15 protein-coding genes and 1 pseudogene are annotated in these 24771 nt (G+C 69.8%); 4 read left to right on the plus strand and 12 right to left on the minus strand.

Annotated features, from left to right (window positions below; all coding sequences use genetic code 11):
• From K2Z83_RS11335 to menD, 5 genes and pseudogenes are all read right to left on the minus strand, one after another.
• The coding region (locus K2Z83_RS11335) for an AMP-binding protein (protein ID WP_220595294.1) at positions 1-188 on the minus strand (188 nt) is incomplete at its 3' end.
• An 87-nt stretch (positions 189-275) separates the two neighbouring features.
• Complete coding sequence (locus tag K2Z83_RS11340) at positions 276-1181, minus strand: 1,4-dihydroxy-2-naphthoate polyprenyltransferase (RefSeq protein WP_220595295.1); 906 nt, start codon at positions 1179-1181, stop codon at positions 276-278.
• Positions 1182-1258: 77 nt separating this feature from the next.
• Positions 1259-2086, minus strand: coding sequence for a 1,4-dihydroxy-2-naphthoyl-CoA synthase (gene menB / locus K2Z83_RS11345; RefSeq protein ID WP_220595296.1), 828 nt, complete (start codon positions 2084-2086; stop codon positions 1259-1261).
• Between the two features lie 48 nt (positions 2087-2134).
• Positions 2135-2914, minus strand: a complete 780-nt coding sequence (menH, locus tag K2Z83_RS11350; RefSeq protein ID WP_220595297.1) for a 2-succinyl-6-hydroxy-2,4-cyclohexadiene-1-carboxylate synthase — start codon at positions 2912-2914, stop codon at positions 2135-2137.
• A 114-nt stretch (positions 2915-3028) separates the two neighbouring features.
• A pseudogene (gene menD, locus K2Z83_RS11355) lies at positions 3029-4606 on the minus strand (2-succinyl-5-enolpyruvyl-6-hydroxy-3-cyclohexene-1-carboxylic-acid synthase); the annotation flags it as partial.
• Positions 4607-4686: 80 nt separating this feature from the next.
• Between menD and K2Z83_RS11360 the strand changes: the two are divergent.
• Entirely contained in the window at positions 4687-6318 is a 1632-nt protein-coding gene (locus K2Z83_RS11360) for a GGDEF domain-containing protein (RefSeq protein ID WP_220595298.1), read from the plus strand.
• A 356-nt stretch (positions 6319-6674) separates the two neighbouring features.
• Here K2Z83_RS11360 and K2Z83_RS11365 read toward each other — a convergent pair whose 3' ends face one another.
• The 4 genes from K2Z83_RS11365 to K2Z83_RS11380 all read right to left on the minus strand — a co-directional run bounded on the left by K2Z83_RS11365 (position 6675) and on the right by K2Z83_RS11380 (position 19005).
• Positions 6675-7238, minus strand: a complete 564-nt coding sequence (locus K2Z83_RS11365) for a hypothetical protein (protein ID WP_220595299.1) — start codon at positions 7236-7238, stop codon at positions 6675-6677.
• Positions 7239-7252: 14 nt separating this feature from the next.
• Positions 7253-13348 carry an FG-GAP-like repeat-containing protein gene (locus K2Z83_RS11370; protein WP_220595300.1) on the minus strand — a complete coding sequence of 2032 codons (6096 nt, stop codon included), beginning with the start codon at positions 13346-13348 and terminating at the stop codon, positions 7253-7255.
• Between the two features lie 42 nt (positions 13349-13390).
• A complete protein-coding gene (locus tag K2Z83_RS11375; RefSeq protein WP_220595301.1) occupies positions 13391-16834 on the minus strand; it encodes a WD40 repeat domain-containing protein in 3444 nt (1147 codons plus the stop codon).
• Between the two features lie 86 nt (positions 16835-16920).
• A complete protein-coding gene (locus K2Z83_RS11380) occupies positions 16921-19005 on the minus strand; it encodes a CHAT domain-containing protein (RefSeq protein WP_220595302.1) in 2085 nt (694 codons plus the stop codon).
• Positions 19006-19316: 311 nt separating this feature from the next.
• Between K2Z83_RS11380 and fabZ the strand changes: the two genes are divergently transcribed.
• Positions 19317-19745 carry a 3-hydroxyacyl-ACP dehydratase FabZ gene (gene fabZ / locus K2Z83_RS11385; protein ID WP_220595303.1) on the plus strand — a complete coding sequence of 143 codons (429 nt, stop codon included), beginning with the start codon at positions 19317-19319 and terminating at the stop codon, positions 19743-19745.
• 203 nt (positions 19746-19948) lie between these two features.
• On the opposite strand, the gene K2Z83_RS29890 is transcribed toward fabZ, so the two are convergent.
• Both K2Z83_RS29890 and K2Z83_RS11395 read right to left on the minus strand, forming a co-directional pair.
• Complete coding sequence (locus K2Z83_RS29890; RefSeq protein WP_220595304.1) at positions 19949-20935, minus strand: sensor domain-containing diguanylate cyclase; 987 nt, start codon at positions 20933-20935, stop codon at positions 19949-19951.
• Positions 20932-22050: a B12-binding domain-containing protein gene (locus K2Z83_RS11395; RefSeq protein ID WP_220595305.1), complete on the minus strand. Its 1119-nt coding sequence runs from the start codon at positions 22048-22050 to the stop codon at positions 20932-20934. The genes K2Z83_RS29890 and K2Z83_RS11395 overlap by 4 nt, the downstream gene beginning before the upstream one ends.
• A gap of 216 nt (positions 22051-22266) precedes the next feature.
• On the opposite strand from K2Z83_RS11395, the gene K2Z83_RS11400 reads away from it, so the two are divergent.
• Complete coding sequence (locus K2Z83_RS11400) at positions 22267-22803, plus strand: GNAT family N-acetyltransferase (RefSeq protein ID WP_220595306.1); 537 nt, start codon at positions 22267-22269, stop codon at positions 22801-22803.
• A 201-nt stretch (positions 22804-23004) separates the two neighbouring features.
• Here the strand turns inward: K2Z83_RS11400 and K2Z83_RS11405 are convergent, their stop codons facing one another.
• Positions 23005-24093 (minus strand): DICT sensory domain-containing protein, encoded by a 1089-nt coding sequence (locus tag K2Z83_RS11405; RefSeq protein WP_220595307.1) that lies wholly within the window; start codon positions 24091-24093, stop codon positions 23005-23007.
• 272 nt (positions 24094-24365) lie between these two features.
• Here K2Z83_RS11405 and K2Z83_RS11410 point away from each other — a divergent pair.
• On the plus strand, positions 24366-24771 hold a 406-nt coding region (locus tag K2Z83_RS11410; protein WP_255603782.1), incomplete at its 3' end, for a DUF4395 domain-containing protein.

The raw sequence follows: 24771 nt of genomic DNA on the forward strand, positions 1-24771 counted from the left end.
CCGGCGCAGTTGCCGGCCAGGACGGCGACCCGGTCGCCGGGGCGCACGCCGAGGTCGGCCAGGCGGGCGGCCGCCGCGTCGGCGCGGCGATGCAGCTCGGCGAAGGTCCAGGTGATGCCGGGGGCGATCAGGGCCGGGCGGCCTGGGCGGGCTGTGGCCTGTCGGGCGAGCCAGTCGGGGATAATCATAATATTGTGGTAGGGCCGAAGCATGTAGGAAAGGCGCGGAGCGCCTTTCCTACATGCTTCGGCCCTACGTTTGGCGCAACACATCCGTCACCCCAATAACAGCCCGAGCGCCAGCAGGGCGCCGAAGACCATGTGCAGGCGGCCGGTGCCGCCGAGGGCCGCGTTGAGCGGGCGGCCGCGCTGCGTGCCGACCTTGTCGAGCAGGGGCAGGGCCAGGGGCAGGCTGAGCCAGCAGAGCAGGACGAAGGGCGATGCCCCGCCCCACATCCAGGCCAGCGGGGCGGTGAGGTAGGCCCCGATCACCAGCAGGGCGTACTCGCTGCGGGCGAAGGACTCGCCGAAGATCACGGCCAGGGTGCGCTTGCCGGCGACCTTGTCGGTGGGCGCGTCGCGCAGGTTGTTGACCACGATGATCGCGGTGACGAGCATGGCGACGGGGAGCGAGGCCATCAGGGCCACCGGGCGCACCTGGAGCGTGTGCAGGTAGTCGGTTCCGACGACGGCGACGACGCCGAAGAAGATGAAGGTGAAGACATCGCCGAGGCCGTTGTAGCCGAGCGGGAAGGGGCCGCCGGTGTAGAGGATGCCCGAGGCGATCGAGAGCAGGCCGACGACCAGGATGGGCCAGCCGCCGACGTAGATCAGGTAGGCCCCGCAGAGGGCGGCCAGGGCGAAGGTGGCGACCATGATGTTGCGCACGGTGGCCGGCGGGATAAGCCCGCTCTGGGTGACGCGGGTCGGCCCGAGGCGGTCGGGGGTGTCGGCACCCTTCTGGTGGTCGAAGTAGTCGTTGGCGAGGTTGGTGCCGATCTGGATGAGCAGGCTGGCCAGCAGGGCGGCGAGGAAGGCCATCGGGTTGAACTGCTTGTCGCCGAGGGCGGTGGCCGAGCCGACCAGGACGGGCACGACGGCGGCGGGCAGGGTGGGCACGCGGATGGCCATGAGCCAGGCACGGGCGGGGCCGGGCGGGGATGCGTTTGTTTTGGTGGTCATATGTGGCGCGTCCGTAGGGCCGAAGCATTGTGACAAAGGCACTCCGCGCCTTTGCCACAATGCTTCGGCCCTACACGTTACGGGAACCTTCGAAACCGCCGGAAGTTGGGCTTGCGCTTCTCCAGGAAGGCCTGCTTGCCCTCCTGGGCCTCCTCGCTCAGGTAGTAGAGCAGGGTGGCGTCGCCGGCGAGCTGCTGGAGGCCGGCGTGGCCGTCGGCGGCGGCGTTGATCGCGGCCTTGAGGAAGCGGATGGCCATGGGGCTCTTGTCGAGGATCTCCCTGGCCCACTGCACGCCCTCGTCCTCCAGCCGCTCCAGCGGCACGATGGTGTTGATCAGGCCCATGTCGAGGGCCTGCTGGGCGTTGTACTGGCGGCAGAGGTACCAGATCTCGCGGGCCTTCTTGTCGCCGACCATGCGGGTGAGCAGGTTGGATCCGTATCCGGCGTCGAAGCTGCCGACCTTCGGCCCGGTCTGGCCGAAGACGGCGTTCTCGGCGGCGATGGTCAGGTCGCAGACGATGTGCAGCACGTGGCCGCCGCCGATGGCGTAGCCGGCCACCAGGGCGATCACCGGCTTGGGGGTGACGCGGATGAGCCGCTGCAGGTCGAGCACGTTGAGGCGGGGCACCTTGTCGCCGCCGACGTAGCCGCCCTGCCCGCGCACGCTCTGGTCGCCGCCGGAGCAGAAGGCCTTGTCGCCGGCGCCGGTGAAGAGGATGACGCCGATGGTCTCGTCGTCGCGGGCACGGGTGAAGGCGTCGATCAGCTCGGCGGTGGTCTCGGGGCGGAAGGCGTTGCGCTTCTCGGGGCGGTTGATGGTGATCTTGGCGATCCCCTCGCCGCCGGCGTCGTGCTCGTAGATGATGTCGGTGTAGGTGCCGACGTTGGTCCACTCGATGGGCATGGCTATCCTCCATAGATAAGGGCGCAGCAGCGCCGCGCTGCTGCGCCCTTACGACGATAGGTATCCTACCACAAGATCGGCGAACTCCTGGGGGCGCTCCAGGTGGGCGGCGTGGCCGGCGGCGGGGAGGCTGATGTGGCGGGCGCTGGGCATGAGCGCGGCCATCTGCCGGTTGATCGCGACGAACTTGGCGTCGAGCGCGCCGGTGATCAGCAGGGTGGGCATGGCCAGCTCTCCCAGGCGGTGCCAGAGCGACGCCTGGCGGCCGGTGCCCATGCCGCGCAGCGAGCAGGCCAGGCCCTGGGGGCTGTTGCGCAGGCGGCGGGCGCGCAGGGCGGCGCGGGCCTCGGCGGGCAGGGACGCCTGGCTGGCGAAGAGCGGGATGCCCTGCCAGTAGTCGACGAACCACCCCAGCCCCTGGGCCAGGATCCGCTCGGCCAGGGCGTCGTCGGCGGCGGCGCGGGCCGCGCGCTCGGCGGGGTCGGCCAGGCCGGGCGAGGCGCTCTCCAGGATGAGCGAGCGCACGCGCTGGGGCGCGGCCGCCGCCAGGTGCAGGGCGGCCCGCCCGCCCATCGAGTAGCCGAGCAGGTCGAACTGGGCGTGGCCCAGATCATCCATGAGGGCCAGCAGGCCGGCAGAGCACTGAGGCATTGAGGGGGTGAGGCACTGAGCTGTTGAGCGCCCGTGGCCGGGCAGGTCCACGGCGATGACCTGGCGGTGTGGGGCGAGGGCGGGCGTCAGCTCGGCCCACTCCTCGGCGCTGCCGGTGAAGCCGTGCAGGAGCAGGATGGCCGGGCCGGCGCCGACGGTTGTGGTGTGGAGGTTCATGATGATGTATAAATGATACCCCGGCACCCCCGTGTGTAGGGCCGAAGCATGCGCCCGGGATGCATGGGGTTTACAACATGTCATTGGGGCGCATGCTTCGGCCCTACGGGTGCGTTACACAACCCCGATATCTGTGATCGCCTCGGCGACGACCGGCCAGATCGCGCGGTGGTCGGCGACGTTCTGGGCGCGCTCGGTGCGCACCTCGACGATGTGCAGGCCGCGCCGGGCCACGCCCGCGCCCACGGCCGCGCGGAACTCCGGCCAGCTGGCGGCGTGGCTGTAGGTCGCGCCGTAGAGCTCGGCCAGGGGCCGGAAGTCGAGGCCGTGGGGCGTGCCGAAGAGCGGCTCGAAGACATCCTGCTCGCTGGCCTGGGGCAGGAAGGAGAAGATCCCGCCGCCGTCGTTGTTGATCAGCACGATGGTCAGGCTCAGGCTGTGCAGCCGCGCGGCCAGCAGGCCGTTGGAGTCGTGGTAGAGCGAGAGGTCGCCGCTGACGAAGACGACCGGGCCGAGTCCGCCGGCGGCCAGGCCGAGGGCGGTGGAGGTGAGGCCGTCGATGCCGTTGGCCCCACGGTTGCCCATGATCCGCAGGGGCGCCTCGCCGGGCGGCAGGAAGGTGTCGAGGTCGCGCACGGGCATGGAGTTGGCGGCGAAGAGGGTGGCGCCCGCCGGGAGGAGGCGCGAGAGCTCGGCGAAGACCCCCGGCTCGCTGATGTCTTCTCTGGCCGCGAGGTGCGCGGCGATGGCGGCCTGGGAGGCCCGCTCGGCGGCCGCCCAGGCCTCGGCCCACCCGCTGCGCGGGCGGTCGTCCGCCCGGATCTGCCCGGCGACCCGGTCGCAGAGATAGACCTCGTCGGCGAAGATGTGCTCGGCGGCGAGGCTGGTCGGCTCGCGCCAGCCGGCCCCGCCGTCCACGATGATCTGGCGGGCCTGGGGGTGGCGGGTGAGGTACTGGAGCAGGGGCTTGGCGGTGGGCATGGCCCCCAGGCGCAGCACGAGGTCGGGGGCGTGCCGCGCGGCGAAGCGCTCGTCGCGCAGGAAGGCGTCGTAGGCTCCGATGGTCAGCTCGCCGACGTGCGGGCCGCGGCGGGCCTGCGAGAGCGGGTCGGCCAGCAGGGGCCAGCCGAGGGCCTGGGCGAGCCGCGCGGCCGACTGGGCGAGGGCGGGGTCGTCGTGGGGGCCGATGATGATCAGGCCGCGCTCGGCGGCGGCCAGCTCGGCGGCGAGCCGCTCGACGGTGTGCGCGCCGGCGGCGCGGCGGTGGTCGGTGACGCGGGGCGCGGGCTGGGTCTCGGCGAAGATCTCCGCGAGGCGGTCGCGGTCAGGCACCAGCGGCTCGCGGAAGGGCAGGTTGAGGTGGGCGGGGCCGGCGTGCGGGCCGGCGGCGGCGGCGAGGGCGCGGGCGACGGCGGCGCGCAGGTAGGGCAGCAGGCCCTCGGTGGGCTCGGGCAGGTCGCAGGCCCAGCGCGCGCGCGGGCCGTAGATGCCGACCTGGTCGATCGTCTGGGGCGCGCCGTTGCCGCGCAGCTCGTGGGGCCGGTCGGCGGTGAGCAGGAGCAGCGGCACGCGGGCGAGGTCGGCCTCGGCGACGGCGGGCAGGAAGTTGGCGGCGGCGGTGCCGGAGGTGCAGAGCAGGGCGACGGGGCCGCCCCTGGCGCGGGCGAGGCCGAGCGCGAAGAAGCCGGCCGAGGACACCCGTCGCCGGCATATGATAGGATACGCTCACAGCATCTCGCCCTGAGTGATGAGCGCCGCCAAGACTTCCCGCTATGCCGCAACGACACACCGCCAAGACTGAGGTGCCCCGCCCCGCCGACCCGCTGGGTCTAGCGCGTGCGCTGATCGCCCAGGCGCGCCCGCTGGTGACGCGCGACAGCCGGCGCACCCGCGACCTGGCCAATGAGGCGGGCGGGCTGATCGGCGCCCCGACGACGCGCGAGGGCCGCGCCCTGGCCCTGGCCGGGGCCATGCTGCTCGTCAAGGCGCTCTATCAGCTCGGCGACCTGGCCGGCGCCCTGGAGGCGGGCCAGGCCGCGCTGGCGCTGGCGAAGGGCAGCCGGGCCAGCGACGACCTCTTCGGGCTGATCAGCCGGATGACCTGGATCTACGCCGACATGGGCCGCTTCAACCAGGCCCTGGCCCTGAGCCGCCGCGCCTTCAGGATGGCCCACGCCCGCGGCCGCAAGGACTGGGAGGCCCTGGCCTACAGCGACCTGGGGGTGATCTATGACCGCTGGGGCAAGCCCGAGGAGAGCAGCGAGGCGCTGCTGCGCGTCGCCGCGCCCGATCTGCTTGGCGCCCTGGCCGGCGAGGAGAAGGCCCTGGCCTGCTATAACATCGCCGGGGTGTACGCCGATGCGGGCAGACCCGACCAGGCGCTGCGCTATGTAGATGAGGGTCTGGCCGCCGCGCGCACCAGCCATCTGCTCGCCCGGCGCGGCGCGGCGCTGGCCGCGCTCGGCGATGAGGCCCAGGCCGAGGAGTCGCTGCGCGCGGCCCACGCCCTAGCCCGCGAGGTACACGACTTCTATGACGAGTTCGACAGCCTACAGGAGCTAGCCACCCTCATGAAGCGCCAGGGGCGGCTCACCGAGGCGATCGACGTGCTCCAGCAGGCCATAGCGGCGACGGCTGAGGCGCCGACGCTCCAGATCAGCAGCATCCGTCATCTGGCCGCGATCCACGCCGAGCGGGGCGATCATCGGGCGGCCTATGACTGTATGCGCCAGCTTGACCTGATCCGAGAGGCCGCCCACAGCGAGCAGTTCACCCGCGCCGCCCGTGCGCTGGAGGTCGAGTTCCGGGCCGAGATCGCGCGCCGAGAGGCCGAGGTCGAGCGCAGAAAGAACGCCGCGCTACGCGCGACAATCAGCGAGCTTGAGCGGCTCCAGGACGACCTGCGCGAGCTGAGTGTGCGCGACCCGCTGACCGGGATCTTCAACCGGCGCTACCTGATGGCCCAGCTCAATGTCTTCCTGAACCAGGCCGCCCGCCGCGGCGAGTCGATCTGCGTGGCGATCTTCGACATCGACCACTTCAAGTCGATCAACGACCGCTTCTCACACCAGATCGGCGACGAGGTGATCCGCCAGGTCGCAACCATCGCCCTGGCCCACGTGCGCGCCTGCGATGTGCTGGCCCGCTACGGCGGCGAGGAGTTCGTGCTGCTGCTGGCCAACAGCACCCTTGCCGCCGGGGTCATCGTGTGCGAGCGGCTGCGCTGGGCCGTCGAGCAACACGACTGGGATTCGCTGTACCCTGGTGCCGGTGTGACCGTGAGCATCGGCCTGGCATCGAGCGCCCACCAGATCGACCCGCTGCTGATCGACCCGCTGCTACGCAGCGCCGATGATCAGATGTACGCGGCCAAGGCCGGCGGGCGCAATCAGGTCTGCTATTAGCGGCGGGCAAGGCGCGCTCAAGGCGCCCGTGGTCAGCCAGCCCCCGGCGGCAGCGCCCGCGCGGGCGCGGTAGCTGCGGTGCTTCATCGTATGCCTCCGCTAGGGATTGCAGATTGCGGATCGCAGATTGCGGATTGCGACACCGCAGAAGTAACGCTGTGCGACGCCGCCCGCCGGGGCGGCCCATCCCCGGCGGGGGCACCGTAGGGCCGAAGCATTCGCGCTGGATGAATCTGCGTGTTGCGCATGCATGGGGTGCGAATGCTTCGGCCCTACTGGGGGCGGCCATCTACCAGAGCGCGTTGGAACGCCATGCACGGCAATCTGCAATTCAAGATCTGCAATCTGAAATGGCGTCACCCTGTGTGGCCATCCGTCTGCCGCTGTGCCAGGGCCGCCCCGGCGATCAGCGCGGCGATGCCCAGCAGGGTGAGTAGGGTCGGGCCGGCCGGGGCCGCCCCGCCGGTGTCGGGCAGGCTTGCGGGCAGATCGCCCTCGCCCTCGTCGGTGGCGGCCTCCTCGTCGGTGGCGGCCTCCTCGTCGGTGGCGACCTCCTCGTCGGTGGTGGCATCCTCGTCGGTCACGCCCTCGTCGATTACGCCCTCGTCGATTACGCCCTCGTCGATTACGCCCTCGTCGGTCACGCCCTCGTCGGTGGTCACATCCTCATCGACCGGAGCCTCGTCGCCGCCGGCGTCGCCCTCGTCGCCGGCATCGCCCTGGCCGCCGGCATCGCCCCCGTCGCCCTCGTCGGGCGGCGGAGGGACGGTTGGCCGGGGCGGCTCGACGGTGGGGCGGCCCTGGCGGGCGAGCGCGCCGGCTACCGCCGGGGCCGGCGGCAGCGCCGCCAGCCCGATCAGCAGCGTGAGCGTGAGCCCGGCGAGCAGCGCGGTGGCGAGCCATCGAGATTGGTTACGCATCAGCGTACTCCGTGCTACGGCGCCTCGGCGGTGCGCACATACGGCCCGCCGATATTGTTGTCCTCGTCGCTCTCGATAATCGCGCCCTGGCTGTCCCCGCCGGGCACGTAGGCGTCGGCCTGGGCGTAGAGCGTGTAGGCCTCGCCCGCCAGGAGGGCCGGCAGCAGCGTGTAGTTGCGCCCCGGGTCCGCCGGGTCGTTCGGCTCCAGCGAGCTGAGGGTCAGCGTCGCGCCGGCGGCCAGCCCGTAGACCCGCCACGAGGCCCCGAAGGTCGCTACGTCCGGCCAGCCCTCGCCCGGCTGCGGGGCCGCATCCGGGTCGAGGTACAGGTCGACCCAGAAGGGCGCGTCGACCGGTGCCGACCCGCTGTTGCGAACCGTCACCTCGATCGCGTAGTCCTCGCCGGAGTCGGGCGGGGCCGGGACGATCCGCACATCGATGATCTGGAGGTCGGGCACTGGCTGCGGCTGCCGGGCCACCAGCGGCAGGTAGATCCTGGTCTGGCTCAGGCCGAGCGGGATGAGGTAGGTGTTGTCCCAGGTGGCGTCGTAGCTGCCGAGCTCGCCGGCGCTATCGCTGAAGACGAGGCGCACCGGGGCGCCGGGGTAGCCGCAGCCCAGCGCGTCGCCGCCGCCGTTGGCCAGCACGTTCAGGCTGAAGCCCTGGCCGGGCTGGCCGTTTACCGTGAGGGGCTGGGTCGTCGTGCTGCCGCAGACGTTGTCCTCGCCGACCCATGCCTCGACGCTGAGCGCGCCGCTGCTGCCGACGGGGGCCAGGCCGTAGTAGGTGGCCGGCGGCGCGCTCAGGATGCCGTCGCTGGCGTCGAGCGAGGGGCGCAGCGGGACGGTGATCTCCGCGCTGCTGCGGATCCAGTAGCCGTCGCCGCTCTGGAGCTCGCTCAGGTCGTTGACGATGCCGCCCCAGGGCGCCGTCAGCCCGGGCGCGTAGAGCTTCCAGGGGTCGTCGAGGTCGCCCTCGTCGTAGCCGTAGACCAGGGTGTAGGTGTAGGCGCTGGTGGTCGTGATGGGCGTGGCGTAGCTAACCCCGGCCAGGGCGGCGGGCAGCGCCTGGGTCGCGCCGGGGTAGCGGTAGACCAGGTTCCAGCCGGGGTTGAGCGCCAGCGGCACGCTGGCCATCAGCGCGTAGGTGCCCTCGCCCCTGGCCTTCGCCGAGGCGGTGTTGTCCTCCAGGCTGAGCGTGGTTGGCAGTAGCTGCCAGACGCTGCCGCCGGCGGGTAAGTAGTAGAGCGTAATCCCCTCCTCGGTGCCGGCCGGCACATCGGTTGGGAAGTAGCCGAGCGAGAGTGAGGTGTTGCCGATCTGGCCGCGCAGCGTATCGTCCGAGGCGCTGAGCCGGTAGCCGAAGCCGACCGGCGTGGCCCAGGCCGGCGGCGTGGGCAGCTGATCGATAGTCTGGAAGGCGTAGAACTGGCCGAGGCTGAAGGTGATATCGTCGGTGAAGAGGATGGCCTGGCCGTCGGCCGAGAGCGCCGGGGCGCGGCGGCGGCGGCGGCCCTTCTTGCGCCGGCGCGGGGCCGGCTCGCCGCCCAGGCTGTAGTCGGCCACCGCCTCGCGCGCCCCATCCGCCAGGCACAGGCCCGCGCCATCGGCGACGCAGACCCGCACCAGCGCGTCGAAGGGCGGCGTGGCGAATATCCCTGCGCCGGTGTAGGCCCCGCCCGCCAGCGTCAGCGATACCGTGATCGCCTGGCCCTCATCGGGGAAAAGCCGCGCGGCGAGGGTCTCGCCGGCGGCCAGCGCGCCGATCCCGGTCTCGGGCACGCTCAGCGCGACGGTGGTCGAGGTCACCGGGGTGATCTGGATATCGGGCTGCCAGCTGCTCAGGGTGCGCATGGTCAGGCGGGTGGTGGCCACGCTCATGGTGGTGCAGCCAACCAGCTGCTTGAGACGCTCGTAGACGCAGAGGGTGTCGCCGGGTCGGGCGCCGCGCACCAGCAGCAGGTCGGCGGTGGGCGCGCCCATGTCGATCGCCCGCGTGCCATTGCCCGCGCCCTGGTAGAGCACCGCGCGGGCGGCGGCCCCCGGCTGGTAGGGCTTGCCCTGCTCATCGCGCAGGGTCACGTAGGCCTCGCGGGCGTTCGATGCCTGGCCCGCGCCGGTGTCGCTGATCTGGGTCAGGGCCAGGGCCAGGTTGTCGGGGCCGCTATTTGCGTTGAAGCTGGTCGGCGCGTTCAGGTTGAAGTTCAGGCCGTCGTTATCGTAGAACGTCTTGATCGTCGCCCAGTCGCTGCGCCCGGCCGTGCGCGCCGAGAGCGTCTGGGCACATCCGCCGCCGGTCTGCCAGGCCGCGCCGTCCGTCTGGAACTCCGACCAGTCGTCGCGGTAGGGGTCGCTCATCGCGCCGGGGCAGCTCTCCACGCTGATCAGATTGTTGTTCGCATCCAGGCCGATATAGTTATCGTCGAGGAAGAGCGCGAAGTGGCCCAGCTCGTGGGCCAGGGTGCGCGGCCAATCCTCGCCCAGCGTGCCGCCGGGGTCGCCGTTACGGTTCCAGGTGGCCGGCATGCGCAGCGCGCCGGGCTCGTAGACCAGCGTGTGCGGTGTGTCGGCGATCGTCACCGTCTCGCTGATCGTCCTGGTGACGATGCCGCCCTGCGAGCTGTTCGGGCGCAGGCGGTTCGAGGCGTAGATCTGGATGTCGGCACCGTAGGTAACTTCCCCAGTGACCGGGTCTTTAACATCCTCCCAGTGGTCCTTATCGTGGTAGATCGTGATCGCGCCGAGCGTGGCCTGGCCGTCGGTCCAGTCGTAGAGCAGCTCGGCGGCCCGCTGCAGGTCGCGTCTGAGCTGGAGCAGAAAGGCATCATCGTTGCGCGCGTCCCACTCCAGCGAGACATCCAGTTTGAAGGCGATCAGCGGGCGGGCGGGGGAGACGGTCAACGTCTGCACGCCGGTGGACGTGATCTGATAGTCGGGCAGCCCCGAGCTGATATCGATCGGGCTAGTGTGGTAGAGCGTGAACTTCTCGGTGTCGCTGATCACCCGGAGCGCGGCGAGGCGGTCGCCGGGGTTGAGCGGGGTGCGGCTGTTGACGTAGCCGAGCTGGTTGCTCATAAGCGGCTCGCCGGTGAGCCAGTTGTCCAGCTGCGCCGCGCCCTGCACCGCCCCTGAGGGCAGGTGATACACCTGAGCGCCAGCCACAGGCTGATTCTTGTCGTCAACGCTTTCAACCACGCGGGCGATGTTGCCGCGCAGGCGGAAGGGGAAGGTGGTGGCGGCTTTGGGGGTATAGAGGTAGGGGCCGGGCATCGGGTTTGCCGGCATAACGACCATGCGCACGACGACGTTATCGGACTGCCCGGCGACACCGCTGGCGACGATGTCCCAGCCGAAGGTGTGGGAGAAGCCTTCGGGCGACGTAGTGAGATTCTGGGTGCTTGCCTCATCTGCCGCGATCGCTGGGAGCCAGCGCCCGCCGCCGTCGAGCGAGTACTCGGCGCGTACACTTGCCGGATCGCTCTCATTGTCGATCAGGGTGTAGGGGATGCTGACCACCTGGGCGCTGCTAATGATGCGCCCGGCCGAGAAGAAGTTGGCATTGTCGGTGCCGCTGGGGAGATCGGCCCCCGGGCGTGTCACCACAATGGAGGGCGGGTTATTCGGCATGCGCGTTGCTGGCGCTGTATGCCGGTAGAGCTGGCTAGGCCCGCCCTGGTTGATGACCAGGAGGTCAAGCGCACCGTCATTGTCCACATCGCCCCAGGCTACACTGGTGGTCGGTTGTGCGGCTGGTGACCAGGTGGCGTCGAGGATGAGCGTGCCCTGCTCGTTGCGGTAGAGCTGGTTGGGCGCGTTGTAATTGCCCACGGCGAGGTCGAGGTCGCCGTCGCCATCGGCATCACCCCAGGCGACGCTCCTCGTCTGCTGTGTCGGTGGCACCCAGGTGGTGTCAAGTGCGAGTGCGCCCTTGTTGTTGCGGTAGAGCTGGTTGGGCCGGTCATAGTTGCCGACAGCGAGGTCAAGATCTCCGTCGCCGTCCACATCGCCCCAGGCAAAGCTATAGGTGATCGGTCCTACCGAATACCAGCTTGTATCTAGTGCAAGCGAACCATTCTGATTACGGAAGAACCAGCTGGTTATACCGCCCTGATTGCAGACGACAAGATCGAGGTCGCCGTCGCCGTCGACATCGCCCCATACCGAGCACCAGGCGTAATTATGCGCCGGGTGATTGCGGATTTCGTCAAGCTTGAGGAGGCCATTGTCGTTACGGTAGAGCTGGTTAAGCCCGGAATCGTTACCAACGGCAAGGTCAAGGGCGCCGTCGCTGTCCACATCTCCCCAGGCCACGCTTCTGCTCTTATTGACAGGCGGTGCCCAGCCGCTGTCCTTGAGGATGGGGTCGCCTAGAGTGCAGTGACTATCGATGTCGATCGTGCAGTTGCGATAAAGCTGGTTAGCCTGATTGTTGTTATTGCCGACAGCGAGGTCAAGGTCGCCGTCGCCATCCACATCGCCCCAGGCCACGCTGTAGGTTGAGGTGTCGGTCACCGGATCGGTCCAGGCCAGGGTGAGTGCGCCTTTGTCGTTACGGTAAATCTGGTTGGGCTGGCCGTCGTTACCGACGGCGAGGTCGAGGTCACCATCGCCGTCCACATCGCCCCAGGCGGCGCTGCGGATGCTCTGGCTACTTCCTGCCACTGTATCTGGGGTAGCGCGAAATGTCCCGCTCTGGTTGCGGTAGAGCTGGTTGACTATCGAGCTTTGGTCGGCGTGATTGCCGACGGCGAGGTCGAGGTCGCCATCGCCGTCGACATCGCCCCAGGCTACGCTGGTGGTATTGGAGTTGTCAATGGTATTGGGGTCGTCAGGCGGCGGCCAGCTTGTGCTGGGGATGAGCCGGTCGCCTTCGTTGATGTAGATCTGGTTTCTTATGGTGTCTGCATACGGCGAATACCGTGAGTTGCCGACAGCGAGGTCGAGGTCGCCATCGCCGTCCACGTCACCCCAGGCCAGGCTGGTGGTAGCGCTGTCAGCGGGTTTCCATGTGGTATCGAGCTCGAGCGTGCCGTTGTTATACCGATAGAGCTGATTGGCTCGATACTCTACTAAAATCGGCCTAGAGATGGGCGCATACACCAGCCACGCGTTACCCACGGCGAGGTCGAGGTCGCCGTCGTTGTCGACATCTCCCCAGGCCACGCTATTGGTGTAGTTGGCATCCGGCTCCCAGCCGCTGTCCTGAAGGAGGGGGGCGCCTGGAGTGCAGCGCGAATCAAGGTCGATCGTGCAGTTGCGATAGAGCTGGTTGGCGCCGTAGTTGCCGATGGCGAGGTCGAGGTCGCCGTCATGGTCGACGTCGCCCCAGGCCACGCTCTTGGTGGAGTTGGTGTTTGTAGTCCAGTTGGTGTCTTGGAGGACAGGGCCGCCCGTGGTGCAACCATCGCCGGCCTTTGTGATCGTGCAGTTACGGTAGAGCTGGTTGGGCCGACCATTGTTGCCGACGGCGAGGTCGAGGTCGCCATCGCCATCAACATCGCCCCAGGCCATGCTGGTGGTGTAGTTGGTTTCCGGCTCCCAGCCGCTATCCTGGAGGATGGGTCCGCCCGGGGTGCAGCGCGAATCAAGGTCGATGGTGCAGTTGCGATAGAGCTGGTTGGGCTGGTCATTATTATTGCCAATGGCGAAATTGTTACCAACGGCGAGGTCGAGGTCGCCATCGTTATCCACATCGCCCCATGCCAGGCTGGTGGTGTTCTGAATCGGGCTGATCCAGGCATATGTAGAGGGAATTGTCCCGTTGTCATTGATGTAGAGTGCATTACCGCCAGCGCCGTTATTGCCGACGGCGAGGTCGAGGTCGCCGTCGTTATCCACATCACCCCATGCCAGGCTGCTGGTGTAGAAGCGGCTCGGCAGCCAGTTATAGTCCAGGCTCAGCAGCTCGCCGGCAGCCTCGGCCACGCCCGCCCCCGCCCCCAGCCCCGCCAGCCCCGGCGGCAGCGCCCGCGCGGGCAGCGCGGTGACGATCAGCGTCAGGGCGAGCAGGGCGGTGGCGATGCGGTGGATGCGGCGGTTCATGGTGGCCCCCTTCAGGGATTGCAGATTGCAGATTGCAGATTGCAGATTGCAACACTCAGCACTCAGCACTCAGCATTCAGCATTCAGCATTCAGCATTCAACATTCAACATTCAACATTTCAGCCCGTACTCTGCGCACTCCTCGGGCGTCGGCGGGCGCAGGGTGCGGCGCGCGGCCAGGTCCAGCAGGTCGTCCAGCTTCAGCGGGAGCAGCCGGGCCTGGCCGTCGGCGGCGGCGGTGGCCAGGGCCGCGCCGTCGGGGCGGTAGGCCAGGCTGTAGACCTCGGCCGGGTGCGGGATGACCGCCAGCGGCGTCAGGTCGGCGGCGGCCCACAGGCGGGCGGTCTTGTCGCGCCCCGAGCTGGCCAGGGTGCCCCCGTCCGGGCTGTAGGCCAGGTCGTCAAGCGGGCCGCCCGCGCTGATCCGCCGGGTCTCCGCTCCGGTCGTCGGGTCGTACAGGGCCAGCAGCCCGCCCTCGTCGCCGGCCGCCAGGGTCGCGCCGTCGGGGCTGAAGGCCAGCCCGTTGATCACCTCGTTGGCGTAGAGAGTCGCCCGCGCCCGCTCGGCCCCGTCGGCCGCGTCCCAGACGATAATCGCGCCCAGGAAGTCGGCGGTCGCCAGGGTCTTGCCGTCGGGCGCCCAGGCCAGGGCGCTCACCTCGGCGGCGTGGCCGGCGAAGCTCAGCCGCTCCGCCCCGCTGGCCACGTCCCACAGCCTGGCCGTGCCGTCGTCGCTCACGCTGGCCAGGGTCGCGCCGTCCAGGCTGAAGGCCAGCCGGTTGATCTGCTGCCCGTGGCCGTCGAGGTCGGCGATCTTCTCGCCCTTGCTCGGGTCGTACAGCATCAGGAAGCCATCGACATCGCCGAGGGCCAGCGTCGCGCCGTCGGGCGACCAGGCCAGGGCCGAGATCTCGGCGTCAGTACGGATCTCGCGCAGCTGCCGGCCGTCGGCCGCATCCCAGAGGCTGGCCCCGTCGGCCCCGGCGCTCGCCAGGGTCGCGCCGTCGGGGCTGAAGGCCACCAGGTAGGCCCCGCCGGGCGGGGCCATGGCAAGATCCCAGCGGCGCAGCGTGCCGTCCAGGCTGGCCGTGAGCAGCTCGGAGCCGTCGGGGCTGAACAGGGCGCCGCGCAGGCCGTTGGCGTGGCCGGCCAGGGTCAGCACCGGGTGGCCGTCGCCCACCGCCCAGACCCGGGCGGTGTTGTCCTGGCTGGCGGTGGCCAGCAGCCGGCCGTCGGGGCTGAAGGCCACCGCCTCGACCGTGCCCGTGTGGCCGCGCAGCACGTCGAGCGCCGCGCCGGTCCTCACATCCCACAGCCGGGCGCTCAGGTCGTCGGAGACGCTGGCGATAAACTCGCCCAGCGGGTCGTAGGCCACATCCAGCACCTCGCCGGTGTGGCCGCGCAGCGTCTGGAGCCGCTCGCCGTCGGGCATGCTCCAGATGATCGTCCGCCCGTCGCTGTCGCCGCTCACCAGCTTGTCGCCCTGCGGGCTGAAGGCGAGCGCGTTCACCTCGACCGCGCCCAGATCCATGCGCCGCCGCTCGGCCCCCGTCGCCGCATCCCAGAGGATGACCAGCCCGTCGTAGCCGGCGCTGGCCAGGGTCGCCCCGTCGGGGCTGTAGGCCAGGCCCACGACGGTATCGCTGTGGCCCTCCAGGGCCACAACCTCCGCGCCGCTGGCCGCATCCCAGATGATCGCCAGCGGGCCGACCCCGGCCGCCACCCGCGCGCCGTCGGGGCTGAGGGCCAGGCCCAGCGCGGGCTGGTTGATCGCCGGGGCGCCGGCAGGGATCTCCAGGCGCTGGGCGCCCTCGGCGTCGAAGATCCGCACCGCCCCATCGTTGCCCGTCGTGGCCAGGGTCTGCCCGTCGGGGCTGGCGGCCAGATCCTGCAGGCCGCGCTCGCCCACCGGGACGATCTGGCGCACCCGAGATACCTGCGCGGCCTGCTGGAGCGCCTGGACGGCCTCGGCAACCACCGGCTCGCCGGCGGCGCGGGTGGTGTCGGCGGCGGCGCGGGCCAGCAGCAGGCCGCGCTGCGGGTCGACGCTCAGGCTGCTCACGCTGGCGGCGGCCAGCTCGCGGGCGCGCGACTGGCGGGCGTTGGCCTCGGCGCGCATGCGGAAGCTGTTGGCGACCAGGGCCAGAATCAGGGCGATCAGGCCGGCCACGGCGACGGCGACGCTCAGGCCGCGCAGCAGGGCGGCCCGCCGCCGGGCGGCGCGGCAGATGTCAAGAAAATCCTGCTCGTTCGGCGTGAGCACCTCGGCGTTGGCGGCGGCCCACTGCTCGGCCTCAGCCAGGCTGGCCCCGCGCAGCAGCAGCCCCTCGGGGCGGCCCTGCTGCTGCCACAGCTCGGCCTGGCGCTGCAGCGTGCTCAGGTTGGCCGCGAACCAGGCCGCGTTGCCGGCGCGCACCGGCGCGATCAGCCGGTCGTGGGCCAGCTCGAACCAGGTCGCGCCCCGGCGCGGCTCGGCCCGCACCAGGTAGGCGTCGATCAGCCGGGCGATCGCCTGGTTGGGCAGCCCGGCGCTCGCGCCCGCGCCCTGGAGCACCTGGCCGCGCACCCCCTGCGGCGTGATCAGCTCGCGGTCGAACCAGGCCCGCAGCGCCCGCTCGCTCACCCCGCTGGCCTGCGCCGTGGCCGCCACCCGCTCGGCGTAGTAGTCGCCCAGCGCCCCGCTCACGTCGCCCAGGGCCTCCAGGTGTGCGGGCGCGATCTGGGTGGCCCCAGGCGTCAGGCGCTCCCAGAGCCGCAGGCCGACCACCTGGAGCTGCACCGGCTCCACGCTCGGGCCGAGCTGTGGCAGGATCGCGCCGTCGGCCTGCTGCACATTCACCCGGCGCAGGTCATCGACCAGGCGCGCGGCCAGCGCGGCGGGGAAGTCGACCCCGGCCGCGCGCGGCGGCTCGCGCAGCGCCTCCAGCGCCCCCTCCACGCCGAGCAGGTCGAGCCGGAAGTGGCTGGCCAGCCGGCTGGGGATGCGGCGGGCGAAGGGCTCCAGGGCGGCCACATACTCCTCGCGGATCACCACCAGCGCCCAGAGCCGGGGCAGCTGGAGGGCCGCGCCCAGCTCGCGGAAGAAGGCCAGCTTCGCCGCCGTGTCGGTCGGGTCGCGGGTCAGCACCTCCTCAAACTGGTCGATGATCAGCACCGTATCCTGGTCGGCCTCGGCGGGCGCGCGGCGGGCCAGATAGCCGGCCAGGCCCAGCGGCTCGATCTCGGCGGGCGGCAGCCGCTGCTCGGCAGGGGCGCCCTCCTCCAGCGAGCGCAGCATCGCCCGGGCGTAGCGGTTGCCCGGCCAGCCAGCCGGCGGCTCCTCGCCGACCCGCACGGTGGGCAGCACCGTAAACGCACGCTCCTCCAGCAGCGGGATGAGCGCCGCCTGGATCAGCGAGGTCTTCCCGGCCCCCGAGGGCGAGTGCAGCAGCACGATCCGCTCGGCGACCAGCATGCTCAGCAGCGAGCGGGCCTCGTAGTCGCGCCCGTAGAGCGTCTCTCCGGTCTGGAAGGGGCGCGGGCCGAGGAAGGGCTGCGATGGCAGGGGCGTAGTCATAGCGATTGCTAGGTTTCCAAGATTTCTTATTGGTGTGGCGGAATGTGCCAGCGAAGCTGGCACATTCCGCCACACCAATAAGATTCTCATCGTCGCCGGACGGCGGCGCGCTCGGCGGGGGGCGCGGCGGGCGCGGCCGCCAGCTGGGCCAGCAGCTCGCGGGTGAAGTCCTCCACGCTGCCCCAGAAGATACTGATATCGCTCGCGTCAAAGTAGCGCTCGAAGTAGCGCCGGGCCCGCTCGGGCAGCAGAAAGTCATCCTCATCGGGCGCGACCTGGCCGGCGATGTTGGCGTACTTGCTGCGCCGCGAGCGGCCCTCCTGCTGGAGCAGGCTGCGGTAGAGCACCCGGAAGTCCCAGCCGTCGATGCGGTAGCCCAGCAGCAGCAGCGCGGTGTCGGCCAGGGCCTCGCGCACCGCCAGCGGGATGAGGTCGGGCACGCGGGCCACCCGCATCAGGAAATCGAAGTAGTCATCCTCGGCCAGCACCAGCGAGTCGGGCTCGGCCAGGATGCCGAAGAGGTGGAAGACCAGCGGCCGCGCGGGGGTCGGCAGGTAGCGCGGCTCCTCGTCGTAGATCGAGGAGATCTTCTCCAGGTCGGGCGTCCAGCGGCAGAACTCGACCATGGGCTCCTTGCCGGCGGCGCGCAGCGCCTCGGAGAGCAGGCTGTGGTAGCCCGTCGTCACATAGATCGGGAAGGGCTGGGCGGCCAGCACCTTGTAGGGGTCGTGCGGGTCGCGCTCGCGCTGGATCTCGCCCACGGCGGCCAGCAGGTCGTAGACATCGGCCTGCTCTGCGCCCTCGGCCAGGTCGGCCGCAAACCGCCGGGCCAGGGCGTCGCGGATCTCGTCGGCGATCTCCTCGCGCGGGAAGCTGGGGGCCTGGTTGACCATAAGGTACTGGGCCACCTCCTGCAGCTCGTCGCGCTCGTGGGGGGCGAGCGGGAAGCGGTAGCGCTCGGCCCAGCGCATGGCCAGGGCGCTCGGCGAGCCGAGGGTGCGCTCGGAGAGGGTCGCCCCGATGACCGGGGTGGCCTGGCCTCGGCTGACGCTGCGCACGATCGCCGGCCAGCGCTCGAAGCCCTGCTTCTCGTCGGCGAACCCCGGCACATACCAGATCCGCCCGGCGCGCAGGCGCATGAACAGGGTCGGCATCCAGCTGTCGGGCCGCGCGCGCACCGCCCCGCGGGCCACGGCCATGGCCCGGTCGATCTGGCCGTCGCGGGCCAGCTCGCGGAAGAAGGCCGGCGTGAAGGCGGCGAGCGTCTCCATCGTCACCTTGCCCTGCATCGCGATCACGGCGGGCACGCCGGCCTCGGCCAGCAGCGGGCCGAGGGCGCTCAGCGCGTCGCCCGCCCCGTCGCCCGCGCTCTCGCACGAGGCCAGCAGCACCAGGCGCGGGCGCTGCTCCAGCTCGCGGATGCGCTGGGCCAGCTCGGCCCCGGATGTGTGGGCCGTCGCCCCAGCATCCCCCTCCAGCCAGAGCGTCGGCGCGCCCCGGGCCATGGCCCCGTGACAGACCAGGTAGAGGATATCCGCCCCGTCGCGCAGGCCGTCGATGATCGCGCCGAGGCTGGCCTGCCCGGGGTCGGCCAATGTGGTGAGGGGCGTGCTGCCCAGCGCGGCGCGGGCGCGGGCCAGCTCGGCGGCGGCATCGATCGGGGCCAGCCCGAAGCGGGCCAGGTCGGAGGGCGCGGCCACGGCGACCAGGGCGCGCAGCTCGCCCTGGGGGCGCAGGCGGAGGGGCCGCCAGTCGCCGGCGGCCAGGTAGCGCGAGAAGAGCAGGCGCTCATCGGTCAGCAGGGGCTGGCCGGCCTCAGGGTCGCGCAGGGTCTCCCAGCGCAGGGCGTGCAGCTCGCCGGCGCCGGGGCCGAGCAGCAGGCGCAGGCGCAGGGCCACATCGAGCGAGGCGGCGCTGGCCCGGGCCTGGGCGAAGGCCTGGCGCAGGGCGGGGGAGGCGAAGAGGGCGGCGCCGAGCGCCTGCCCGTAGGCCGCAGAGTCGGGCGCGAGGGCGCGTAGCGCGCTGAGGTCGAAGGTCGCCAGGGCGGGCTCGCTGCCTGCCAGGCGGATGTCGGCGGCGCTGTCGGGCGGGCTGTAGCGCAGGTCGACGGCGTAGCTGCCGTCATCCCGCCGGCTCAGGCCAATCTCCAGGTCGGCGAAGCGAGACTCCATTGCGGTACATCACAATAAGCCTGTGGAATATTGTGTTTATAGTAACAAAGAATAACATATATAATTCTGACTCCATTATGTGGCGAGGCAAAAGGCGCGTCAAGTGAAGACCTGGCCACGCTCGGCGCAGATCGGCGTTTGTTTACGGCGTATTGTTTCGGGCTGCCAGCACCGCCCGGCCGTAAACGGCCGGGTGCCTCGCGTATGCGCAAAACATACGTCACACCCTCGGCGTTTGTGCAGGCCGCACCCTATGGTATCTTACTGCTATGCCCGCTGCGCTCATCTGTGCCCTTGTCTGAGGAGAGCATATGCTAAACACCCAAGAGATCATGGCGATCATCCCGCACCGCTACCCCTTCCTGCTGGTGGACCGCATCCTGGAGCTGGAGCCGGGGCTGCGGGCGGTGGGCGAGAAGCTGGTGAGCGCCAACGAGCCGCAGTTCACCGGCCACTTCCCAGGCAACCCGATCATGCCCGGCGTGCTGATCGTCGAGGCCCTGGCGCAGACGGGGGCGGTGGCGGCCCTGAGCCTGCCGGAGCACGCCGGCAAGCTGGCGCTCTTCGCCGGCATCGACGGGGCGCGCTTCAAGCGGGTGGTGCGCCCTGGCGACGTGCTGCGCCTTGAGGTGACGATGGAGAAGTTCCGCCGCGGGGTGGGCAAGGCCGCCGCGCGGGCCACCGTGGACGGCCAGCTGGCCTGCGAGGCCTCGCTGCTCTTCGCGATCACGCAGGCCTAAAACGCCACACCGCAAAAGTCACGCTGTGCGGCGTCGCCGCCGGGGGGCTGAAGCCCCCGGCTAGGTGCTACGAAGGCCGCCTGCGCGGCCTGTCTGAGGCCGCGCAGGCGGCCTTCGCAAAGCCGTAGCCCGCCCGTTTACGGGCCGGGCACGCGCAGGGTGGCAGCGTTCCTTTTGCGGTACTGCCCTAAAACAGATCGCCCTCAGGGGCGCCAGGGCGCAGCCCGGTTCCGCCCACGCTCCTTGGCCAGATAGAGCGCGCTGTCGGCGTGGGACAGCAGCTGCCCGATCGTATCGCGCTTGATGCCGAGCTCGGCGACGCCGATGCTGATCGTCATCGTGAGCGCCGTCGCCTCGGCGGCGAAGGGCGCGCGCTCGACCTCGCGGCACAGGCGCTCGGCCAGCACGAGGGCGGACGCCTCTGCGGTCATCGGCAGCAGGCAGAGGAACTCCTCGCCGCCGTAGCGACCGATGTGGTCGGTCGTGCGGATGGAGCACCGCAGCAGCTCGGCGCAGTCGCGCAGCACCTCGTCGCCAGCCGGGTGGCCGTAGCGGTCATTCACCTGCTTAAAGTGGTCGATGTCGATCATCAGGATCGAGATCGCCGAGCCGTAGCGCTCCGCGCGCTCGACCTCCTCGGCCAGCCGGAGCAGGATGCTGCGCCGGTTGGGCAGCTGGGTGAGCTCATCGACGTTGGCGATCCGCTCGATCTTCGCCATCGCCTCCTCAAGCATGCGCTGCTTCTGGGTCAGCTCGTGACCAGTCTTCTGGAGGCTGCGGGTGGTGGTCGACAGCTCGCTGGTGACGCGCATATACTCCTCGGCCCCGTGCTGGTCGAGGGGGGCGATCGGCTCGGCGAGCAGCGCCACCTGCGAGTCGGCGGCCGCGTCCATGTGGCAGCGGTAGGACTGCGGGATGGCGGTAGGCCCATCGATAACATTCAGCGTGGTCGGCCCGGCGCGCCCCTCGGCGAGGGCCTGCTGTACCTGCGTGAGGAATCGCGGGCGGCTGCTCAGATCCAGCAGCGCGGCGAAGCCCTGCTCGCCGGGCGGCGGGCCAAGGAGCTGCCGCAGGCGCGGGTTCGCCGCGATCACCCGGCCGCGCGCATCGATCAGCGCGATCAGGCAGGTGCTCCGCTCGATCAGCAGCCGGCCGCCGAGAGCGATCAGACGCTCAACAGATTCGCTCACGCAAGCACCAGACAGCTTGTGTACGCAGCCTCAATATAGTCAATCCCCTCGCGCGCATTGCGGGCGAACCCGTCGGCCCCGATCTTCCGCCAGCGGTCGGGGGTGAACTGGTAGGCCTGCCCGCCGACTAGGATCTGCGGGGTCGGGCTGAGCCCGGCAGAGCGCACCTTAGCGATCAGCTGCTCCACGGCCGACAGGCTGGTGGGGAGCGTCGTGGAGATACACAGGAAGCTGGCCTTCGTCTGCGCGAGCAGCGCGAGGATACTGTCGGCGGAGGCGCTCGCCCCGGTGTAGTAGGCGTCCCATCCATAGAGCTCCAGCAGATCGGAGACAACCCGCGCGCCGATCTCGTGAAGCTCGCCGGGCGACGCGGCCACCACGACGCGGCCCTTCATGCGCGGCATATCGAGGATCTGCGGGTAGAAGTGCGCCATCACCCGCTGCGTGATCGCCGTCGCCAGATGCTCCTGGCCGACGCTGATCTCGCCCTGCGCCCAGAGGTGGCCGACCTCATACATCGCCGGCTGGATGACGCACTCCCACCATGTGATGATCTGCTCGGGAGACTGGATGTACTCCTCGGCCGCCAGCAGCGCCGCCTGCATATCGGGGGTGAGCAGCGCCTGGAGGTAGCGCGCAAAGTAGGGCTGTAGCTCGTCCACGACGCCCGGCTGATCCGTGGGGGCCTTGGCCAGCAGCAGCAGCTGGCTGTGGAGGTCGCCCAGGATCTCGTAGACGGCACCGATCTGGACGGCGCTGCGCGGATCCAGGTGGCGCACGACGGCATCGCGCCAGACCCCGAGATCCACGGGGAAGATACGCAGCGGGAGGCCGTTCAGGTAGTGCCTCCGGTAGGCCCAGGCGAGCGTCGCGATCAGGGCATCGGAGTCCTTCTGCTCTAGCTGCGCGGCCATAAACTCAGCGTGATCGGCGTGGTTGCGGTAGAGCACATCGAGGGAGAATGGGCCGATCAAATCGCCGATGTCGGCGCGCCCGGCCAGCTGCTGATCCGCGTAGGCGATCAGCAGCGGCGCATGGATCCGGTACGACTCGCAGGCTGCATCATCGACGGCGACAAGGGCTTCGGCTAGATGTTGGATGGAGGAGTGATCCATAGCGCCTCACCTCGCTCACTATGGCGCCGTGCGGCCGCGTGCCGTGGCTAGAATCTGATCATCATACCTAGTGTAGTACGTGATACGAAAAGTTTCAATAGGGGGGAGGTCCTATCTGAGGAGTAACAGGTGGAATGCATGCCGCCCGCCGGGGTGTGGTATGCTGAGCCCGCTGCCCGATCTGGGCAGGTCGGACAGCGATGGAGGCAGATGCTGATGAGCGAGATCCGGCTGACCCGCGCCCTCGGCGCGGACGCGCAGATCGTGCGAAATATGTTTGTCGGCTACTTCTACGATATGTCGCAGTACGACGACAACCTGATCATCAACGACTACGGGCTGCCCATGTGGGCGCCCTTCGGGCTGCCCGGCCCGCGCACCGCCGAGGAGTGCGTCAGCTTCAACTGGTGGATCCGCGATCGCTGCGAGCTCTATGTCATCCGCGCGGGCGGCAGCCCGGCCGGCTTCGTGATCATCTGCGCCGACGCGGCCCACCTGCCGGATGGCGTCGAGTACGAGCTGATGGACTTCTATGTGGCCCCGCGCTACCGCCGCCAGGGAGTCGGCCGGCGCGCCGCGCGGCTGGCACTCGACCTGCACCGCGGCGCGTGGGTGGTCTACCAGCTTGCCCGCAACGCCCCGGCCCTGCGCTTCTGGCACGCCCTGGTCGCCGACTACACCGGCGGCGACTTCACCATGCTCGACGAGGGCACCCAGCAGCGCTTCAACAACACTGAGGCGCTGAGGCACTGAGGCGCTGAGCTGATGAGACACTGTGATGCCGCAGCGCTTCAGCTCAGCGCCTCAGTGTTGTAACGTCCTGCGCGCCCTCCGGCTGGCGACTGACATCGTGCCGGGGGGGCGCGTTGCGCCGGGCGTCGGCCCCCGCGACACGGCTTCAGACGACAGCGACGTTGCACATACCCTGGTGCCGCACGCCGCACCCCGCGCGGCTCACTTATTCTGCTGGCGGGTGATGTCGAACAGCACCTTCTGGAGGCGCGAGCGCTCGATCATCGGCATCAGCATATTGGCGAAGGCGGCGACGGTCCGACCGTCCTCCTCGTCCCATACGCCGGCCTTCGGGCTGCCGATCACCACCACGCCCTGGGCCCGGCTGCGGCCGATCAGCGGCGCGGTGCAGATCGAGAGCGCCATCGGCAGGCAGGTGTCGCGGTCGCGGGCCTGGCGCATATCATCGATCTGCACGAGGCGCCCCTGGCTGAGCGCCGTCGCGCTCGGGCCGCTGTCGATCACGAACGACTGCTTGCTGCTGATCACATTGCCGGCCGTGCCGACCATCGTGTGGTGCGCGCTATCATCGCTCAGCGTGATGGCGACGTCGGTGGCGCCAAAGATAGTGTGCAGCACCTGCGCGGCGTCGTTGAGCAGCACGCCGAGGGGCTTGTTCTGCAGGCTGAGCTCGGCGAGCTTCTGCAGGGTGGTGATCTGCCGCCAGCGGCGCTGGCTGGTCAGCTTGACCGTATCAAGCGAGCTGACGAGGTGGCCGCTGATATCGGCGACGTGCCGGCTCTGGCTATCGGGGTTGCGCTGCGCCACCGGAAGGTAGGATGTCTCGAGCACCTGCGACATCAGCAGCGAGACCCGGTCTACCACCTGCTCGTCGAACGACCAGATCCCGTCGAATCGCCGCCCGCCGGTGATCGCATCGCGGCCCTCGACCTCCTGGGTCAGCAGGGTCGTCCAGAAGTCGGGCGTGTCCACCAGCAGGAACCACTCGCGGGCGAGCGGCGAGCTCGGCGAGATTTCGAGAAACTCGATGCCCGGGATAGACGGCGGGCGGACGTCGGGGACGCCGAACACGTACACCCGCCGGCAGACCGCGCCGAGCCGGCTGTAGCGCCGCAGCTGGCTCGGGAAGTACGAGAACCGCTCGAACCCGGCGTAGAAGTTGACCGGCAGCTGGTTGTCGATGATCTGGTTCTCGATCAGCCGGCTGATCGAGTTCATCATGGACACCGTATTGACTCCGCGCAGGTCCTTATATTGGTTGGCGATGGAGCGAAAGAGTGAGACGTTCATTGTGATGTTTCTCCTGATGTCTTCGTGTGGGTTGTGCAGGTCGGCTATGGCCAATGCTTGCTGCCACGCTTCGCCTATGCGCCTGCCGGCCGCTGCCCTATGCCAATCTATCCATTATGGCACAGTGTCGGCTGACATGACATACCAGATCTTCGCCTCGGTTGCTGTCGTCGGGTGTTCCATACTTTGTTACGTAACAACTTGACTTTACCCACAAGTCGGCGTAGAATCACCCCCAGAGCGTACGCACACACAGGGAATGAGGCAGAGCGATGGCACAGAAGATACTCGGGATAGCGGCGGGGATGGCGGGGCAGCGGGTGGATCGGACGGCGCTAAAGGTGAACCAGAGCTTTATTGTGGGGCTGCTGGCGCTAGGCTTCCTGCTGAGCCAGCCCTGGCTGGCGGCGCTGGTGGCGGCGGTGATGATCGTGGGCACGGCGGCCCCGGGCGCGGCCCTGTTCCAGCAGATCTACCACCGTCTGCTGAAGCCCGCCGGGCTGCTCAAGGCCGACGTGCAGGCGGAGGACCCGACGCCGCACCGCTTCGCGCAGGGGCTGGGCGGGGCCGTGCTGTCCCTCGGCGTGCTGGCGCTCTTCGCGGGCATGCCCGCGCTCGGCTGGGGCCTGACGATCGTGGTGATCGCCCTGGCGGCGATCAACCTGGCCTTCGGCTTCT

The organism is Oscillochloris sp. ZM17-4 (assembly GCF_019599295.1).
In the GTDB taxonomy this organism is placed as follows: domain Bacteria; phylum Chloroflexota; class Chloroflexia; order Chloroflexales; family Chloroflexaceae; genus Oscillochloris.

What these genes read in the sequence shown, in the direction of transcription:
- K2Z83_RS11375 (WP_220595301.1), bottom strand. Translation starts at nt 16,834, where the DNA reads ATGACTACGCCCCTGCCATCGCAGCCCTTCCTCGGCCCGCGCCCCTTC.
- menB (WP_220595296.1), bottom strand. Translation starts at nt 2,086, where the DNA reads ATGCCCATCGAGTGGACCAACGTCGGCACCTACACCGACATCATCTAC.
- menH (WP_220595297.1), bottom strand. Translation starts at nt 2,914, where the DNA reads ATGAACCTCCACACCACAACCGTCGGCGCCGGCCCGGCCATCCTGCTC.
- K2Z83_RS11395 (WP_220595305.1), bottom strand. Translation starts at nt 22,050, where the DNA reads ATGGATCACTCCTCCATCCAACATCTAGCCGAAGCCCTTGTCGCCGTC.
- K2Z83_RS11400 (WP_220595306.1), top strand. Translation starts at nt 22,267, where the DNA reads ATGAGCGAGATCCGGCTGACCCGCGCCCTCGGCGCGGACGCGCAGATC.
- K2Z83_RS11360 (WP_220595298.1), top strand. Translation starts at nt 4,687, where the DNA reads ATGCCGCAACGACACACCGCCAAGACTGAGGTGCCCCGCCCCGCCGAC.
- K2Z83_RS11340 (WP_220595295.1), bottom strand. Translation starts at nt 1,181, where the DNA reads ATGACCACCAAAACAAACGCATCCCCGCCCGGCCCCGCCCGTGCCTGG.
- K2Z83_RS11405 (WP_220595307.1), bottom strand. Translation starts at nt 24,093, where the DNA reads ATGAACGTCTCACTCTTTCGCTCCATCGCCAACCAATATAAGGACCTG.
- fabZ (WP_220595303.1), top strand. Translation starts at nt 19,317, where the DNA reads ATGCTAAACACCCAAGAGATCATGGCGATCATCCCGCACCGCTACCCC.
- K2Z83_RS11380 (WP_220595302.1), bottom strand. Translation starts at nt 19,005, where the DNA reads ATGGAGTCTCGCTTCGCCGACCTGGAGATTGGCCTGAGCCGGCGGGAT.
- K2Z83_RS11365 (WP_220595299.1), bottom strand. Translation starts at nt 7,238, where the DNA reads ATGCGTAACCAATCTCGATGGCTCGCCACCGCGCTGCTCGCCGGGCTC.